At 68.7% G+C, this 17,211-nt stretch carries 11 protein-coding genes, 1 tRNA gene and 1 pseudogene; 4 read left to right on the top strand and 9 right to left on the bottom strand.

Going from position 1 to position 17,211, the window contains the following annotated elements:
* Positions 1–16: 16 nt before the first annotated feature.
* Positions 17–967, bottom strand: a complete 951-nt coding sequence (locus ABD204_RS02755) for an L-lactate dehydrogenase (RefSeq protein ID WP_194423166.1) — start codon at positions 965–967, stop codon at positions 17–19.
* Between the two features lie 115 nt (positions 968–1,082).
* On the opposite strand from ABD204_RS02755, the gene ABD204_RS02750 reads away from it, so the two are divergent.
* Positions 1,083–1,172 (top strand) — tRNA-Ser (locus ABD204_RS02750).
* A 288-nt stretch (positions 1,173–1,460) separates the two neighbouring features.
* Entirely contained in the window at positions 1,461–3,197 is a 1,737-nt protein-coding gene (locus ABD204_RS02745) for a cation:proton antiporter domain-containing protein (RefSeq protein WP_241747762.1), read from the top strand.
* Positions 3,198–3,238: 41 nt separating this feature from the next.
* On the opposite strand, the pseudogene ABD204_RS02740 reads toward ABD204_RS02745, so the two are convergent.
* From ABD204_RS02740 to ABD204_RS02725, 4 genes and pseudogenes are all read right to left on the bottom strand, one after another.
* A pseudogene (locus ABD204_RS02740) lies at positions 3,239–3,604 on the bottom strand (CinA family protein); the annotation flags it as partial.
* Complete coding sequence (locus ABD204_RS02735) at positions 3,576–4,844, bottom strand: hypothetical protein (RefSeq protein ID WP_194423165.1); 1,269 nt, start codon at positions 4,842–4,844, stop codon at positions 3,576–3,578. The pseudogene ABD204_RS02740 and the gene ABD204_RS02735, both read right to left, overlap by 29 nt.
* Before the next feature lie 151 nt (positions 4,845–4,995).
* On the bottom strand, positions 4,996–6,099 hold the full coding sequence (locus ABD204_RS02730; RefSeq protein ID WP_322597563.1) for a fatty acid desaturase family protein: 1,104 nt from the start codon (positions 6,097–6,099) through the stop codon (positions 4,996–4,998).
* Positions 6,100–6,256: 157 nt separating this feature from the next.
* The gene (locus ABD204_RS02725) at positions 6,257–6,460 is read right to left on the bottom strand and encodes a cold-shock protein (RefSeq protein ID WP_194424198.1); all 204 of its coding nucleotides are present in this window, start codon (positions 6,458–6,460) and stop codon (positions 6,257–6,259) included.
* Positions 6,461–7,111: 651 nt separating this feature from the next.
* On the opposite strand from ABD204_RS02725, the gene ABD204_RS02720 reads away from it, so the two are divergent.
* Both ABD204_RS02720 and ABD204_RS02715 read left to right on the top strand, forming a co-directional pair.
* A complete protein-coding gene (locus ABD204_RS02720) occupies positions 7,112–8,224 on the top strand; it encodes a linear amide C-N hydrolase (RefSeq protein ID WP_194423164.1) in 1,113 nt (370 codons plus the stop codon).
* 128 nt (positions 8,225–8,352) lie between these two features.
* Positions 8,353–10,080, top strand: a complete 1,728-nt coding sequence (locus ABD204_RS02715) for a long-chain-fatty-acid--CoA ligase (protein WP_194423163.1) — start codon at positions 8,353–8,355, stop codon at positions 10,078–10,080.
* 16 nt (positions 10,081–10,096) lie between these two features.
* Here ABD204_RS02715 and ABD204_RS02710 read toward each other — a convergent pair whose 3' ends face one another.
* The 4 genes from ABD204_RS02710 to ABD204_RS02695 are packed head-to-tail and all read right to left on the bottom strand — an operon-like array spanning position 10,097 to position 17,208.
* Positions 10,097–10,996: a hypothetical protein gene (locus tag ABD204_RS02710; RefSeq protein ID WP_194423162.1), complete on the bottom strand. Its 900-nt coding sequence runs from the start codon at positions 10,994–10,996 to the stop codon at positions 10,097–10,099.
* A 46-nt stretch (positions 10,997–11,042) separates the two neighbouring features.
* The gene (locus ABD204_RS02705; RefSeq protein WP_194423161.1) at positions 11,043–12,626 is read right to left on the bottom strand and encodes a hypothetical protein; all 1,584 of its coding nucleotides are present in this window, start codon (positions 12,624–12,626) and stop codon (positions 11,043–11,045) included.
* Positions 12,623–13,837 (bottom strand): hypothetical protein, encoded by a 1,215-nt coding sequence (locus tag ABD204_RS02700; protein ID WP_194423160.1) that lies wholly within the window; start codon positions 13,835–13,837, stop codon positions 12,623–12,625. Before ABD204_RS02700 ends, ABD204_RS02705 begins: the two co-directional genes overlap by 4 nt.
* 11 nt (positions 13,838–13,848) lie before the next feature.
* Positions 13,849–17,208, bottom strand: coding sequence for a hypothetical protein (locus tag ABD204_RS02695; RefSeq protein ID WP_194423159.1), 3,360 nt, complete (start codon positions 17,206–17,208; stop codon positions 13,849–13,851).
* Between the last annotated feature and the right edge of the window lie 3 nt (positions 17,209–17,211).

Raw genomic sequence — 17,211 nt, 5'->3', positions numbered from 1 at the left:
CGACATCCGGAAGGGTTCAGCGCAATGAGGCGGCGACGTCCCGCAGGGCGTCCGCAGAGCGGTGGAACAGGTCGAGTTCGTTCGGTGCGAACGTCGTCCCACGGATCGGTCGTGCGCCGGACGCGCTGACGATCGACGGGACGGACAGGGCGACCCCGTCGACGCCGTGGAAATCGTGGAGCACGGGGGAGACGGGCATGACGGCGTGCTCATCGTTGAGAATGGCCTCGACGATGCGGGCGCTCGAAAGACCGATGGCGTAGTTGGTGGCGCCCTTGCCCTGGATCACCTTGTAGGCGGCGTTGCGGACGTCGTCGGCGATCTGGTCGAGTTCATCGACGGTCATGCGATCGCCGCGGGGGGTCTCCCAGTCGAGGATCGGGACGGTGCCGATGGTGGCCTTCGACCACAGCGGGAACTCGGTGTCGCCGTGCTCGCCGACGATGTAGGCGTGCACGCTCGACCGCGAGACCCCGGCGCGTTCGGCAAGCTTCCAGCGCAGTCGGGAGGTGTCGAGCACGGTGCCGGAGGCGAACAGGCGCTCGGTCGGAAGGCCGGTGGCCTCCTGCGCGAGCACGGTGAGCACGTCGCACGGGTTGGTCACCACGACGTAGATCGCGTCGGGGGCCACCTCGAGCAGCTGCGGCATCATCTTCCGCATGATCCCGGCGTTGACGCCGGCCAGTTCGATGCGGGACTGGCCGGGGTTCTGTTTGGCGCCGGCGGTGATGACGACCACCTGCGAGCCTTCGACGACCGAGACGTCGTCGGAACCGACGATGTCGCTCGATCCGGTGAACTGCGTGCCGTGCGCGAGGTCGAGCACCTCGGCTTCGACCTTGGCGGCGTTGATGTCATAGAGGGCGACGTGCCGGGCCGAACCGCGGATGAGGGCCGCGTACGCGGTGCTCGCGCCGACACTGCCCGCGCCGACGACGGTGAGTTTCGAGTTCTCGATCACGCTCATGAGCCCAGTATGGCGGGCTCCGCGGGCGCGCGGGTGACGGTTCTCTCGATGTCGAACGACGCCGGTGGAGCGGCTCGATTGGCCCGCGAGGTGAAGGTGTCGTAAGCTGGTGGGCGGTGACGTGTCCGAGCGGCCGAAGGTGCAACACTCGAAATGTTGTGTAGGTTCACCCCTACCGTGGGTTCAAATCCCACCGTCACCGCCAGCTGAGACCCCCGCAGATCCCTTGCAAAAACTGGGATCGCGGGGGTTTCTTCCTGCCCGGGGTGCCCGGTGACGGCCTTCGGTCTGCGACGTGCCTCATCCCTCGAGAGGAGAGCATCGAGGCCGTCGTCGAGTCGGGCGCCGTCCACATTCAACGTCACCGAGGCCTCTCCCGCGCTCGCACGAGAGGCCGTCTCGCTCGTGTCGGGGGCTGGCTTCATGAGCTTGGGCCGCCGGTGTCCCTATCCTGCCGGTGTCCCTATCCTGGGGGGGCAGAGGACGGGGGCGTATGGACGAGAACGCGATCTTCTTGGGGCTCACCACGATCGTCGTGCTCGGCATCGGCGCGCAGTGGGTCGCCAGACGGGCGGGATTCCCGGGGTTGCTCTTGCTCCTTCCGGCGGGGCTTCTGGCGGGAGGAGTCTTCGGCCTTGTCCGGCCGCAGGAGATGTTCGGCGACACTCTGTTCCCGCTGGTGACCTTCCTCGTCGCCCTGCTGCTGTTCCAGAGTGGGCTTCAGCTGCGCCTCTCGGATCTTCCGTCGGATGCGCGCCGCCCGGTGCTCCGACTTGTCGGCATCGGTGGGGCGGTCACCTTGCTCGGCGCCTCGTTCGCCTGCTTGTGGATCCTCGGCGTCTCCACGGAGCTGGCGTTCCTGCTTGGAGCGATCATCGTCGTGTCCGGGCCCACCGTGGTCGGCCCCTTGTTGAACGTGGTGCGTCCGCGCAGGCCCACCGGGGCCATCCTGAATTGGGAAGGCACGTTTCTTGACCCGATCGGGGCGACCCTCGGGGTCGTCATCCTCAATCTGATTCTCGCGGCGGACCGCGAAGGCGCGAACCCCGTGCTCGAGATGCTGGCGCGGCTCGGGCTCGGCGTTCTCGTCGGCGTCGTGGCTGCTGCGCTGCTCGTCTTCGTGATGGCGCGATTCCTGGTTCCCGACAGTATGGAAGCCGCGGTCGCCCTCATGTTCGCCGCCGCGGCGTTCGGGGTCGCGGACATCATCCTCTCCGAGGCCGGGCTGTTCGCGACCGTAACCCTCGGCTTCATCGCCGCGAACCAGAGGGTTGTGCCGACATCGCGTATCCGGGGCTTCGGTGAAACCCTCGAGGTGCTCATCATCGGCATCCTCTTCATCCTCCTCGGTGCGCTCGTCGACCTGGATGCGCTCGCGACATACGCGATTCCCACCCTGGTCATCGTGCTGGTGCTGGTCGTGGTGGTGCGGCCTCTGTCGGTCGCGCTTGCGCTGGTTCGGACGAAACTCCCCTGGCGCGACCGTGTACTGATCGGCGGTTTGGACCCGCGCGGCATCGTCGCCGCTGCGACAGCGGCGCAGTTCTCGGTGGCTTTGACGGCGGCCGGCATCGCCAGCGACTTCCTCCTCCCCGTGGTGTTCGGCGTGATCCTCGGCACCGGCGTGATCTACGCGCTCGGCGCGGGCCCGCTGGTGCGCGCGTTGAAGGTGGCAGAACCCGCACCGACCGGCATCGGCATCATCGGCGACGATCGCTGGCTCGGCGAGCTCGCGCGTGTCCTGCACGAGCGAGGCATCCCGGTCCTGCTCGTCAGCTCCCGCGAGGATGCCGCGGCAGCGGCCGCTGCCGCTGCCGGAGACGCGCCGCGCATCTCGATGGCACACTCCGTCGACGAGGTAGTCGCTGCGTTGCGGGAGGCCGGACTGTCGCAGGTGCTCATCGCGGACGGGCCGGATGCCCGACTGACGGTGCTGAGCGCGGCACTCGTCGGTCGCCTCGGTCGTCGCCGTGTCCTGCGACTGCCGGACACGGACCTGGTTGGAATCCGAGGCCGGATCCCGCGGGGCGCGACGGCTCGTCCGTTCGCTCGCGGGACGACCCGGCAAGACATCGACGAACGACTCGCCGCAGGCGCGCGCATCGCGCTCCGAAGTGACGGGCCGACGGGCGACGCCCTGGTGCTGGCCACCATCAGCGGCGGTGTCGTTGACTTCCGAGACGGCGCGGCGGGCCGCCATTCCGATGAGCGGGTCCTCCTCACCGGGTGACGGGTCACCCCCGTCGAGCTGCACAGCTCGGCACCGGACTGCTGCGCAGTGGCCCAGCCGGTGTACACCGTGCCCGCGGGATGGCCGTCCTGAGGGTCGGGGCCGCCGACGCCGGTGGTCGAGACGGTCATATCGGCGTCGAAGAGGGTCCGGCAGGCGCGCGCGAGCTGGGTGGCGGACTCGGATGAGCACGGGTCGGTCTCGGGGGAAAGCCCGAGAAGGCGCTGCTTCACCGTCGTCTCGTACGCGACGATCCCGCCGCGGAACCAGTCCTGAGCCCCGGTTCCGCGACCGACCTCGCTTGCGACGCGGCCCGCGGTGACGGTCTCGGCCACCGCGACATGGAGTCCGGCGCGTCGGCAGAGTGCCGCCGGGCGCTCAAGTGACGTGCGGTGCGGATGCAGCATCCAGGATGACGGCGCGTGTTTGCTCCAACGCATCGGGCCAGACGAAGTGCCCGAACGTGTCGTTCGCAAAGAAGGTGACGCCCTCCGCTCGGTGACCGAGGTCCGCGTACACCTCGTGCTGGAACAGGAAGGTTCGGCGGTCGTCGAGGTAGGTGCGATACCAGTACCAGGGATCGACGAAGTCGAAGGAGAAGAGCACGCGGGGTGCACCGCGTCCGGCGAGTTCGCGTCCGCGGAGCCCGAAACGGCTGAGCAGGTTCGGTGCCATCTGGGTGCGCTCCACGAGGACCGCGAAGTTGCACACCATGATCGCGTCGAGCAGATAGTAGTTCTCGCGACTCATCGCCCACGCACGGTCTTCGACGTCGGCGGGCCAGTAGCTGTCCATCCAGTAGATGAGCTTGTCGGCCATGTGCTTTCGCATCTGCTCGAAGAACCTCGTGATGCCGGTTCGTCGCTCGAAGGTGGGTTCCGGTGCATTCGCAGGGTCCCAGAACCCGAGGAGGCCGAACTGGTTCCCGAGGAAGATTCCGTCCAGTCCGAAGTCGCGTACGAAGGCTGCAGACTGCGCAGCGACGAAATCCCCGGTGATGAGCCCATCGGTGATGCCGTGGGGGAACGCCGCATACGCACGCGAGTCCGCCGTCAGCGTGGAGGTCACGTCGATGACGCCGCGGGCGATGTTGCCGCCGGCATCCGCCTGCCCGCGCGCGCCTTCAGGGTGCAGATGTGTCTTCCACTCACTGCGGCAGAACTCGGGTCCGGGCTCGAGATACTCGAGAAGCGTGAGGTCGATGCCACGTTCGGCGGCGGCGCCCCGCAGAGCCGCGTAGATGCCCGCAAGCGTGCGATAGTCCAGCGTTTCGTCGCTGAGGAGGAACATGGGGCCGGCCGAGTACGGATTGTGCGACCGCTCGCCGCCCTCGCGCACTCGGGAGAGCCATGAGCGGTTGTGGGTGTGGTGCCCGACGTCCTCGCCGGCGTAGCAGTTGTAGCGCGCCCAGTCGAAGGTGTCGTCCCATGCGGCGGATCCTCGATAGGCGAGGATGTGGTCTCCGTTCCCCGCGCAGAAGTTGAGCGTGAGACGGTCCCCGCGGCCCGCCCATCCGGCGTAGTGGTCGAAGAAGGCTTCGGCTGCCTCGGTGGGGTGGCGCAGCGAGGCGAAGATCTTGGGGGTCAACCACAGGCAGACCTCGCGGGAGGCCGCCACCGTGCGCGTGTGCGCCGCGGAATCCGACATCGTCGTCCTTTCGCACTCTGCCCGCACCGAGAATCGGACGGTAAGCGTTTACCCTATCGTGATCGTGATCGTGATCGTGATCGTGATCGTGATCGCGGTCACGTGTCGGTTGCGGGGGCAGGCCCGGGCGACCCGTGTTCCGCGCCCTCGGTCACACCTTCCGATAGGTGGCGGAGACGGGGCAGTCGAAGGGGTCACGCGCGGCGAGGCCCACGCGATTGAGGTAGGCGATGACGATGCCGTAGGAACGCCACAGCGTCGTCTCGGTGTACGGGACATCCAGCGTGCGGCAGTGCTCGCGCACGATACTGCGGGCCCGGGACAGGTGCGGGCGGGGCATGTTCGGGAACAGGTGATGTTCGACCTGGTAGTTCAGGCCGCCCATGAGCCACGTGGCCCACCAGCCGCCGGAGACGTTGCGGGAGGTGCGCACCTGTTTGCTGAAGAAGTCGAGGCGGGCGTCGGCGGCGATCACCGGCATGCCCTTGTGGTTCGGGGCGAAGGATGCGCCCATGTAGATACCGAACACCGCGAGCTGCACGCCCAGGAAGGCGAAGGCCATCCCGAGCGGAAGGAACACGAAGACCGGAGTCCAGATGAGAGCGAACCGCGCAAGGAGGAGGACGATCTCCCACGTGCGGTCCTTGACGGGGTCGCGGCGGACGACGTGGCGGAACGCGAGGGCGTGGAGGTTGAGACCTTCGAGCGTGAGGAGCGGGAAGAAGAGCCATCCCTGACGTCGGGTGATCGCCCGGCGGAGCCCTCGGGCTTCGGCGGCGTCGGTGTCGAGGAACGAGATCGTGTCGACGTCGATGTCGGGATCTTTGCCGACCCGGTTCGGGTTGGAGTGGTGGCGCGTGTGCTTGGACGACCACCAGGAGTAGCTCATGCCGACCACACCGTTGCCGAGGATCAGTGCGAGCTTGTCGTTCGCGGGGCCGGAGGAGAGGATCTGGCGATGAGCCGCCTCATGGGCGAGGAAGGCGACCTGTGTGAAGAGGATGCCCAGGGCGCCGGCGATCAGCAGCTGGAACCAGCTGTCGCCGAGGAGGATGAATCCGGCGACGCAACCCGCGAACGCGAGTGTCAACACGGCGCCGACCAGCAGGTAGAACCAACGGGTGCGCTGGAGCAGACCGCTCTCGCGGACGACCTGGGAGATGTCGGTGTACGCGCGGGCGATCGGCGGGAAATCTTCCGTTCGCGCGTAGGTCTGTCGGATGGGTCCGAGACGGGGCTCGACGGTGGAGGAGATGTTCCTACCTGTTTTCGATCGGGACCGTGTCGGCCGATGAAGCCAACGGCGGGTGCCGATCGCTGAGTGCCACGTTACGGCCCCGCGTATCCGGCGAAGGGAATACGACCGGACTCCCAGGGGTCGGTCAGGGTATCGACCGGCCCCTGGGCGGCGGTCAGATCAGGCGGATGTTCGCTGCCTGCATGCCCTTGGGGCCGCGCTCGGCGTCGAATTCGACCTTCTGGTCGTCCTGCAGATCCTTGAACCCGTTCCCGGCGATCGCGCTGTAGTGCGCGAACAGGTCGGCGGAGCCGTCGTCGGGGGCGATGAACCCGTATCCCTTGTCGGCGTTGAACCATTTCACGGTGCCAGTGGCCATCGTGTTCTTCCTTTTCATGAGTCGGCCGCGTGAGCGGACGAGGTTGTGCGGTCTCCGAGTGAGACCGCGACGGTTGGGGGGTGTGGTGGCCGGTCGGGTGCGGGGCGCGAGGGCGTCCGCGACGGCGATCCGGGCGAGAGTGGGGGTCGCGTGGCTACCGAGGTCTTCGCCTCGTGCGCTGTGCGCTTCGAACAGGTCGCCGGCTGCGGCGATGAAGCCGGCGTACTCGCCGGAGCGTGTGGCGACATGGACGTCGTCGTCGGCCTGAGCCCAGGTGAGGGCGTGGGGAGGCGTGTGGAGGGTGGCCGCGGTCGCGGCGGATGAAGAAGACAAGAGAACTTTCGAAGAGTGCGACAGCCAGGGACTCAGGGAATCCGCGGGGATAACGTCAACCTGCGCTGGTGCGTTGGGGCGTCGCGAGAACAAGAAGAGAGGCCCGAACGGGCACTCCACTGTATCAGGCTCCGGCGGGGGTGCGTACAGGGAGTCCCTCGACCGGCGGCGCGGACCAGAGCCAGGTGAGGGGAGGACCATCGGCGGGACGAAATCGCTACCGCGGCACCGATCGGGAGTGCGCCGGATCCGTACGGTCGAGTCGACGCGGGCCGTCGAACGGCCGTGTGATGAGTCATCCGAACGAAAGGCCGCAGAATGTGCACCTCGCTCCAGTACACGGATCTCTCCGGATTGCCGTATTTCGGGCGAACGCTGGAACTCGACGTCGATGAGCCGTGGGTCCTCGCCTATGTCCCGGCCGGCATGCCGTTCGAGAGCCAGGCCCCCGAGAACGACCCCGTGACCTTCACCGGCAAGCACGGTTTCATCGCCGTGACGGCGCCCGATCGGATGCCCACGAAGGAGCAGCCGCTCACGCCCAACGATCTGAAGGTGATCGAAGGCCTCAACACCGAGGGTGTCACGTTCAGCCTGCTCGCCTACCCCTCGGCCGGCGGGCCGGGCGAGGCGGCCGCGAAGACACTCGCCGCGATCCAGGCGTGGGACCTCGGCGCGTGGGTGCTCAGCCAGTTCTCCACCGTGGGTGAGGTCAAGGAAGCGCTCAAGACCCAGGAGGTCTACCTCACGCGCATCGCCCTGGTCGGCGATGCGGTCTTCCCGTTCCACCTGGTGGTGCACGACAAGACCGGCGCGTCGATCGTCATCGAGTGGCAGGAGGGCGTCGAGCACGTCTACGACAACCCCACCGGTGTGATGACCAACGGCCCGACGTTCCCGTGGCACCTCACCAACCTCAGCAACTGGACCCACCTGACCAACGTCGACCACTCCAGCGCCACCTTCGGCTCGCTGAAGGTCCGCCAGCCCGACTCGGGTATCGCGACCGCCGCCCTGCCGGGCTCGGGAACCTCCGTCGACCGGTTCATCCGCGCCGTCTTCTACTCGAACTTCGTCGAGAAGGTCGAGTCGGACAAGGCCGCGCTGACTCTGGCGCGGATCATGGACAACTTCGACCGTCCGCGCGGCGCATCCACCAGCCCGCCCGCGGCCGAAGGCGGCGAAGGCGTGAAGTTCCAGGGCATCGGTGCCGACTCGGGCCCGCCCACGGAGTACACGGTGTGGACGAACATGGCCGACCTCAACGGGGGGAAGTTCTACTTCCGTTCCTACGACGCGTTCAACTGGACTTCGTTCGACCTGAAGAAGATCGCCGAAACGGCCACCGGACCGTGCGTGATCCTCACCCCGAAGCTCGACCCCATGGGCGGGGACGCGACCGACGCCTTGCTGGCGGCCAGCGCGGCCTGAGACCGTGAACGCCCCGTGCCGTCGTCGAAGGACGACCGCACGGGGCGTTCGTCGTTCGCGGAGCGCTTGTGAGGAGGGTGTCCGGTCCGCACGATCGCACAGTGCCCGGGCGTAGCCTGGTGAGGCCGATGGCCGGCGACGAGGGAGGATCCGTGACCACGCCGAATCCGTACGAGACGAAGCCCTGGCTCGATGCCTACGCACCCGGCGTGCCGCAGGAGATCGATGAGGTGACCCAGACGCTCCCGGACATGTTGGCCGAGAGCGTTCGCACCTTCGGGCGCAGGCCCGCCCTGGAGTTCTTCGGCCGGGTCACCTCCTATCGTGCCCTCGGGGACGCGATCGACCGTGCGGCCGAGGGACTGCGACGGCTGGGGGTCGTCGCCGGCGACCGGGTCGCGATCGTCCTACCGAACTGCCCGCAGCACGTCATCGCGTTCTACGCCGTGCTGAGGCTCGGCGCGATCGTCGTCGAACACAACCCGCTGTACACGCCGCGGGAACTGCGGCACCAGTTCGAAGACCACGAGGCGCGCTTCGCGATCGTGTGGGACAAGGTGTACGACACCGTCGCCGACTTCCCCTCGGACGTGCGGCCCGAGCAGACCGTCAGCGTCGACGTGTCGGCCGCGTTGCCGTGGACGAAGCGGTTCGCACTGCGACTTCCCGTCCCCCGGGCACGGAAGGCTCGGGAGCAACTCACCCGGTCGCCCGAGGCCAAGCGCGTGCGCCGGTGGAAGGACCTCCTCGAGCACGGGCGACTCTCGCGGCGGGTTCCCGGACCCGGGCTGGAGGACATCGCGGTGCTGCAGTACACCAGCGGCACGACCGGATCGCCCAAGGGCGCGATGCTCACGCACCGGAACCTGCGCGCCAACGCGATGCAGGGCCGAGCGTGGGTGCCCGGTCTGAGCGAAGGCGAGGAGGTCTTCTACGGCGTGCTGCCGCTCTTCCATGCCTACGGCATGACCTTCTGCCTCACGTTCGCGATGAGTATCGGTGCACGTGTCGTGCTCTTCCCCACCTTCGACGTCGATCTGGTCGCCGAGGCCGCGGCCTCGACGTCGCCGACGTTCCTGCCCGCCGTGCCCCCGATCTACGACAGGCTCGCGCGAGCCGCCGCGCGCGACGAGATGGACCTGCGTACCGTCCGCTTCGCGATCTCCGGCGCGATGAGCCTTCCGGTGCAGACGGTCGAACGCTGGGAGGAGGCCACGGGAGGTCTTCTCGTCGAGGGCTACGGGATGACGGAGACCTCCCCCGTCTCACTCGGCAACCCGATCGGGCCCAGTCGTCGACCCGGGACCGTCGGGGTCCCGTTCCCGAGCACCGAGATCCGGGTCGTCGATCCCGAGGATCCCACCGTCGACCTCCCGTTCGGCGAGGAGGGGGAGCTGCTGGTGCGCGGCCCGCAGGTCTTCCGGGGTTACTGGCGGCGCCCGGACGAGACCGCCGACACGCTCATCGACGGTTCGTGGGTGCGTACCGGAGACATCGTCTCGGTCGCGCCGGACGGGTTCGTGACCGTCGTCGACCGCCTCAAGGAACTGATCATCACCGGCGGTTTCAACGTCGCACCGAGCGAAGTGGAGAACATGCTCCAGCAGCATCCGGACATCGAGGCCTCCGCGGTGGTCGCGATGCCCCGGGCGGATGGTACCGAAGAGGTCACCGCCGCGGTCGTCCTGCGCGAGGGAGTCGACCTGGAAGTCGAGGGCATCCGCGACTTCTGTCGCACCCGTCTCGCGGCGTACAAGGTGCCCAGACGCGTCGTCCAGGTCGAGGACCTGCCGCGGTCGCTGATCGGAAAGGTGCTCCGTCGTCAAGTGCGCGCCGAGCTCCTCCGCGACGTGTGATCGGTCCCGCGCCGGATCAGCCGGAGTTCTCGCGCACCGCGGTCTCCAGGTCGCGCCGGTCGCGGATGTCGGATGGCCGCGAGAAGCTGCTGGTGAGGAAGTGCTGCGCGTAGGGGAAGCACGCCGCCTCGAACGGGTCGGCGGAGCGGAACGACGCGCCGAAGGTGTCGACGGTCAGAGCGACAGCCTCTCGCGGGAGACGAAGCGCCTGCCTCATCTCGTCGGGGTCGAAGACGAGGCCGAACGGCTCGGACCCCTCGTATCCGAGTCGCCCGCCGTAGTCCACGCTGAGATTCCCCTCGATCCACAGGCGCTGCTCGAGCGGTTCCAGGGATCCTGAGGGCAGCGAGGCCGACAGCTGCAGCCGATTCGGGCGCTCCGCGCTTCGCATGTCGATGACGACCTCGCCCCGGTGCGTGGTCGTCAGTACGGCGCGCTCGGTCGTGGCCCCCGCGAATCCTTCGCCGGGGCCGTAGTTGATCGTGTTCGACTCGTAGTCGCAGATCACCCACGTGAGCATCCCGGTCCGGGTGTCTTCGGCGATGACGTACAACTCGACCCGCGACCCCCAGAACACCGAGGTGTGGATGTTGAACGCCCCGACGATCGCGCACAGACGAGGGGACTGGTCGGCGAACATGGCCGTCGGGATGAGCCGGTACCGCGAGGGGAGGAGCTTCGCGGCGCCCTCCGGATCGGTGATCTCGTACGACAGGAAGAAGCAGTAGGGCTCGACGACGAAGCCGATGTCGTCGTCCCCGGGTGCGTGCGAGACGACCCACTGCTGGACGCGACGGGGCATCCGCGCCAACATCTCCGCGCGACCGTAGAGGGCCGCGATCGACTTCGGCGAGACCATCGTCTCGGAGTGGGCGATGAACCTGCGCAGCTCGGGAGGTTCCAGTCCGGTCCCCATGGCCGCAAGCGTAGACCGCTTTCGGGTGTGGGGGGCCGGATCGTCGTCAGCGCCCGCGGCGACCCCGGCGGTGGCGCCGCTCGAGGATGACCGCCCACACCGCCACCACGGCGACCCCCGCCACGGCGGAGACCTGCCAGAAGCGGGTCGCGGTGACGTCTGCGATCGACACCGTCCCCACCGCCTCGAAATCCGCATCGGTGGCGAGGAGGGCGGCGGCGGGCTTGGGGGTGCCGTCCACGGCACGGACGCCGACGCCTCCCTCCTCGCCGGCATCCCGGAGGTCCCCGATCGCGACCGGCGTCCCGGTGGCGTCGAGGGCTTCGACCGAGGCGGCCAGTGACACCGCCTGCGCGTGCGCGGTGTGCGGCACCGGAGACCACCCGGGAACCGTCGACCCGGGCTCGAGGACGACGCTCGAGGGCGCCTCGCCTCCCGCCGAGAAGACCGTGGCACCGGCGGGCGCGACCACGGTCAGCTCGCCCATGGCGTCCTGCAACGCGGGCAGCGGGGTCGTGCCCTCGACCCATCCGATCGTCTGAGGGGTGGCCGGGGCGCTCTCCGCGACCGTCCCGGCCACGTGCGCCAGCACCGCGGCGCGGACCGGGGAGAGGTCGTCGCCGTCGACCCCGTCCATGAGGTCGACGACGCGGGCACGCCCGCCGACGGTCTCGAGAGCGTCTCGGATCACCGCGTCGAGGATGGGCCAGGATCCCGGATCGATCGCCGACTGTTGGTCGAGAAGAACCAGGTCGAGCTGGAGTCCCCGGTCGACGATCGCCGTGGCGACCTCCTCGAGTCGTGCGAGCGGACCGGCGTCGAGGGTCTCGGCGGTCACCTCCGGAAGGGCGACGCGGACCCGTTCGGCGCCCAAGGCGACGGCGTCGTCGATCTCGCCGGCGATGTCGGTGCCCGGGTCGGTCCACAGTGCGGCCGGATAGGTGACCGCACGAGCGCCGGGCGCCGCGGCCGCGGAGTCGACATCGAGGCCGACGAGGGAGACGGCGCCGTCGGGGGTCCGCGTGGTCACGACGGACGCGGTCTGTCCTTCACGCCGCAACTGGTCGATGCGCCAGTACCCGTCTTCGAGCACCATGACCGCCGCGTACGGTTCGACGGTGTCGAAGATCGTCGTACCCGCATCCGTCGAGACCTCACGCACGACCCGCGCGCCGGCATCGTCGAACGCAGCGATCGAACCGTCCCGTGAGTAGAAGGTCAGCGTGAGCCGATGACCGGTGGTCCACAGCGCGGTATCCGTCTCGGGGGGGACGGCGAGGACGTTCTCCCGCGCACCTCCGGTGAAGGTGTCCTCGACGGCGTCGACGTCGCCGGTGCTCTGGTGCACTCCCATCGCCGCCCAGGCGCGCACGTACGCCGACTCCAGCTCCACCCGGGTGGCCGGTTCGAGTTCCCGCTCCCGCGTCCACGCGTCGGGCTCCCACGTGACCAGCTCGTCCGCGAGGGTGGGCACGGCATCCACCTCGTGCAGCGCGTCCTCGGTGTCGGCACCGGAGGTGAACAGCTGGATGATCGCGCCGACCTGACCGACCACGAGGACCCCGACCACGACGAGCGTGGCCAGCAGGGCCAGCGCGATGGACCGTTTCGCGGTGGTGAGGGAGGTCATGAGCTCGCCTCCTGCTCGACCGCGACCGAGACGGCCGCCCCGAGGAGGTCGACCCGGACCTGCGCCGGGTCGAGGTCGCCGACAGCGAGCGTGAGAACCGCCTCGCCGTCTTCGAGGAACCCCTCGCCCTCGATGTCACCCGCCGATACGGTCACGACGGCGCCGTCGGGCAGTAGCGCACCGTCCTCGGCCCTCGCCGGGCCGACATGCACCGTGAGGATTCCGCCCTGCAACGACGCCTGCGCCGGGAAGGTCTCGAGCGCCGCCGTGGTGGCCACGGTCAGGGTTGAGGCGGCTTCCACGCCTTTCGACCGCGCCGCGATCGTGACGGTTCCCGGACGCGCCGGGGACTGGATCCAGGTCTCCGCCTGTCCGGCGATCGTCAGCGCTCGCGCCGACCCACTGCCGTCGGGGCCCTCCCAGCGGAAGTCGACCGCGGTCCCGTCGGCGAGGACGTTGCCGAACGCATCGGCGAGCGGGCCGGTGCGCACGTGCAGGAGCGCACGGCCGTCGGCGACGTGGGAGGAACCCTCGGGCTCGGCGAGGCCGAGGGAGAAGGGCAGCGGCGGGCCGGCCACCTCGTCCAGGTCGGCGGTGATGCTCTGCACGTCGGCGAGGCGCGACCACACGGCGTTGCGCCCCGCGACCGTCCCGGAGAACAGGTCGGTGAAGGCCAGGAGGTCGTCGACCTCTCGGGGGGTCGTCTCGGACTCGCCGTCGGGGTGGACGCGGAAGAAGTCGATGGAGGTCCCGTCCGCGACGGCGTTCCCCCAGATGTCGACGGGAAGGGCCACCGCCATCGCGACGTCGTCGGCGTCGGCCACGATCGAGCGTGCACCGACGATGGTCTGCACCGACGCGACCTCGCCGGGGACGATCCGCACCTCTTCGACCGCGACCTCCCCGTCGGAGACCGCGAAGATGGTCGTCAGGCCGGCGATGCGGGTGAGTTTGGCCGGGATCTCCACGGCGACGGTGCCTCCCGCCGTCTCCCGCGGGAATGTCGTGGTGCCGAGTGAACCGGCCACCGTCACCTCGACGCGTTCTCCCGCCCCGGTCACGGTCACGGTCGCCGCCTCCCCGGCTGTGACCTGTTCGGGGGCGAGGACGGTCAGTCCTCCCGGTTCGCCGGCGGCGTCGAGCGTCGCGCCGGCGGTGCCGAACACGACGAGGCCGCTCAGGCAGACGATGCCGATCAGGCGGGGGAGCATCCGGCCGGTCATCATCCGCCTCCGGTCCGCATGAAGCTGGTGAGGGTCACCGACACCGACGAGAAGCCCGTGCCGTCGGGGAGCGGGATCGCGTCCGCCCACGAGGTGTCGGGCTGATTGTGGGAGGGGCCGCCGTACGCGGAGGTCTGGACATCGGGCTGATCCAACACCAGATCCGTCGGGATGGGCACGTCGAAGTCGGCGGTGGACTGCGCCGCGACGCTGTTCTCGAGGTAGGCGTGGTTGACCCAGGCGAGGTCACCGGAGGCGTCGAGGTACGAGAAGAGCAGATGCGGCACCGCCGCCTCGACGACGCCGTCGTTGCGCACCGTCCCGCGCAGACGGAATTCGCCGTCCTCGTTGACTTCCACCCGGAGCCCCTGCACCTGCAGTCCGGTGGGGATGGGGGCGTCGGTCACGACGGCTCGGGCGTACACCTGGACCGCGTCTACGACGTCGCCGGGCGCCAGAGCGAGCGGGGTGATCGCCTGCGGGTCGAACTCGACCGGGGCGGTCAGATCTTCCGGCTCGTCCGCTTCGGCGTCGACGACGCTGTAGTCGTCGTTCGTTCCGAGAACGCCGCCGTCGGCTTCGAAGCCGTAGTCACCGGTGCCGGCGATGTTCTGGAACTCGATGCGGAACGGCGTCGACTCGCCCGGGAGCAGCTTGTGCACCATCACCTGGGCGGCGTCCCATTCGACCAGCAGGTCGTCGTCGGGATCACGCAACTGCGCCTGCACGGTGACGTCCGCGGGTGTGACGTCCGTGTTGGTCACCTGGCCGATGACGATCCACCGGCCGTCGATCTGCACGGTGCGCACCTGATCGACCAGCAGCTCGGGGCGGTCGACGACGTCGAGCAGGCTCGTCACCTCGGACGACACGTCGCGCCTTCCCTGCGAGACGAAGCCCACGTCCGGCCGACTGGCGAATTGATCCGGGGAGGTGGTGGGGTCGCTCGCCGGCAACTGGATGCGCCACCCGGACTCGGTGAGCACCGTCGGGAGCACGGTGGTCACCTCGTAGGTCTGCAGTGAGGTGAGGAAGGTCAACGTCGCCGTCACGGCGGCGCGGTCGTCGTCGATATGATCTTCGACCACGACGATGTCGATCAGCTTGGCGTACGAGGCCACGAGCCCGCCGTCGCTGCTCAGATCCGCCTGATACTGCTCGAACGTGGGGGCCGTCTGCGGGTCGAGCAAGGCGTACGCGTCCGAGAAGCGCCGGAAATCGAGATCGTCGTAGTAGTCGGCGACGACGTCTCCCGGAGACTCGGCTTCGGGGCGGAGGGCGACCACGGCCACCGCGACGAGTGTGCTGACGATGACCACGCCGACGATCGCCTGCGTCCTCCGCGAGGTCGGCCGTGCGGCCGTGATGCGGGACAGTGTGCGACGCAACGGCGGCCGCGGCATCCATCGACGTGGACCCCCGGCCGGGTCCTCGTCCGGCACACGCGCGGCCGCGCGGGCGAGCATGGCATCGAACCGTCGCCCCATGCGGGCGGGCACGTTGACGGGCGCAAGCCATCCGTGCTGTCCGGGTCGGTACCCCCGCCAGCGGCGGGGGATCGGGGCGCCGAACAGATTCCACACCAGCACGACGATCGCGCAGACCAGCGCGGTGGGCGGGATGATCCCCCACATGAGGCGCTGCCACAGGGGCTTCTCCTGCGAGAGCGTGGTGGCCGGGAGGGGCTCGACGTCGGCGCGCTCCCACACGTCGATCCCGTTCTCGAGCGGTCCGAGGTTCGTCCATCCGCTGGCTGAGAGGAGCGGCGCGTAGAAATCATCGTTGTTGAACACGTACTTCAACGAGTACCGCTCCGGGGTGGCCAGGAACTGCTGCAGGCTTCCAATCCCCGGCACGCCGGAGTACTTCGAGCCCTCGATGCGTTCCACCGGTCGCGTGGTCAGCTCGGGTAGGTCTCTCGCGGAGTGGTAGTTGCCGTCGACCATCTGCGCGGTCGTGTTGGCCGACAGCCACGCGACCTGATCGCCGAAGCCGAGCGTGAGGTACCGCCAGTTGTCGTGCTGGTCCTTCTCGATGAAGGACACGATCGGATCGATGTCGATCGCATCGGGCTGGAACGGCCGGAAGTGGGTGAGGTTCGCGGCGAACAGGGTGAACACCAAGAACGACACGGTCACGACACCGAGGACCACCATGCTCACCGCGCGTCCGAGACGTGCCTTCATCCATGCGCCGATGCGTCCACGGGTGGCGCTGACGACCATGGCGCCGGCGAAAGGCAGGATGACGATCGTCGCCCAGAAGGTGAACCGGTCGAGGGTGAGGATGTCGTACGCCCCACCCAGGATCGCGCGGGGGATGAAGGTGGTGCCGCCGGTGCCCAGCAGCGTCAGCGCGGCCAGCGAGGCTGCCTGCGGCCAGGCCCGGGTGGTGAAGCCGCGGACCAACGCATACGGCAGCACCAGGAGCAGCAATCCCCACGGGACGAGCCAGAACACCAGGCCGGCATTGACGTTGACGATGAAGCTGTCACGGCTGGCATGCGGGATGGACACCTGTGTGATCGGGTCGGTGCGCGAGTGCAACCAGTAGGGCAGCACGACCACCAGGAGCACCATGACCACGAGCACGGTGAACACGGCGGTCCGGACGAAGGCGGGCCACACGCGTCGGAGGCGCCGGGCGATCAAGGGCCATGCGGTGTCGCGGGTGAAACGGACCGTGTGCGCTCCGGTCTCATCCGCACGCGGTCGACGGAGCTCCCGCATCATCGCCGCGATGAGGACCGGTCCGATGAAGAACACCGACCCGAAGAGGGTGGTCACGTGGTGGCCCGCCGTGGTGGCCATGACACAGACCACCCCCGACAGGAGCGCGCGGCGCGAGCCGGTGCGTACCCAGCGGTCAGCGAACGGCAGCGCGTTCAGCAGGAATCCGAGCGAGAAGGTGGTGGGGAGCTGCCCGAAGACGTGGACGGTCTCGGCGATCGACGAGGACAGGACGAGGATGATGGCGGCCCATCCGGCGGCGCGATGCCCCACCCAGATCTTCGAGGACCGATAGACCCCGATGGTGAGGATGACCAGCGCGCCCAGCTGCGCGACAACGAACCCGCCCAACAGTCCGAACACGCCGCTCAACGCCGCGATCGTCTGGTGGGCGCCGGGCGGATAGCTCACGGTCGAGAATCCGGTGTACCACCTGTCGTCCCAGCTGGAGAACCACGAGCGCGCGTAGTGATCGCCGAAGAAGATGTGGACGTACGCGTCGTACGTGCGCTGGTAGCTGCCCGAGATCAGGAGCGCCCCGTGGAAGAAGACCACCAGGACCAGCGCGATCAGCAGAAGCCGGTGGCGCAGGACGAAGTACGTCAGTCCGCTACGCGGCCGCGGGACCACCCT

This window comes from Microbacterium aquimaris, from assembly GCF_039531285.1.
Lineage (GTDB): Bacteria > Actinomycetota > Actinomycetes > Actinomycetales > Microbacteriaceae > Microbacterium > Microbacterium aquimaris.
The sequence above is the reverse complement of the archived record's forward strand: the minus strand, read 5'-3'. Positions and strand labels throughout refer to the sequence as shown.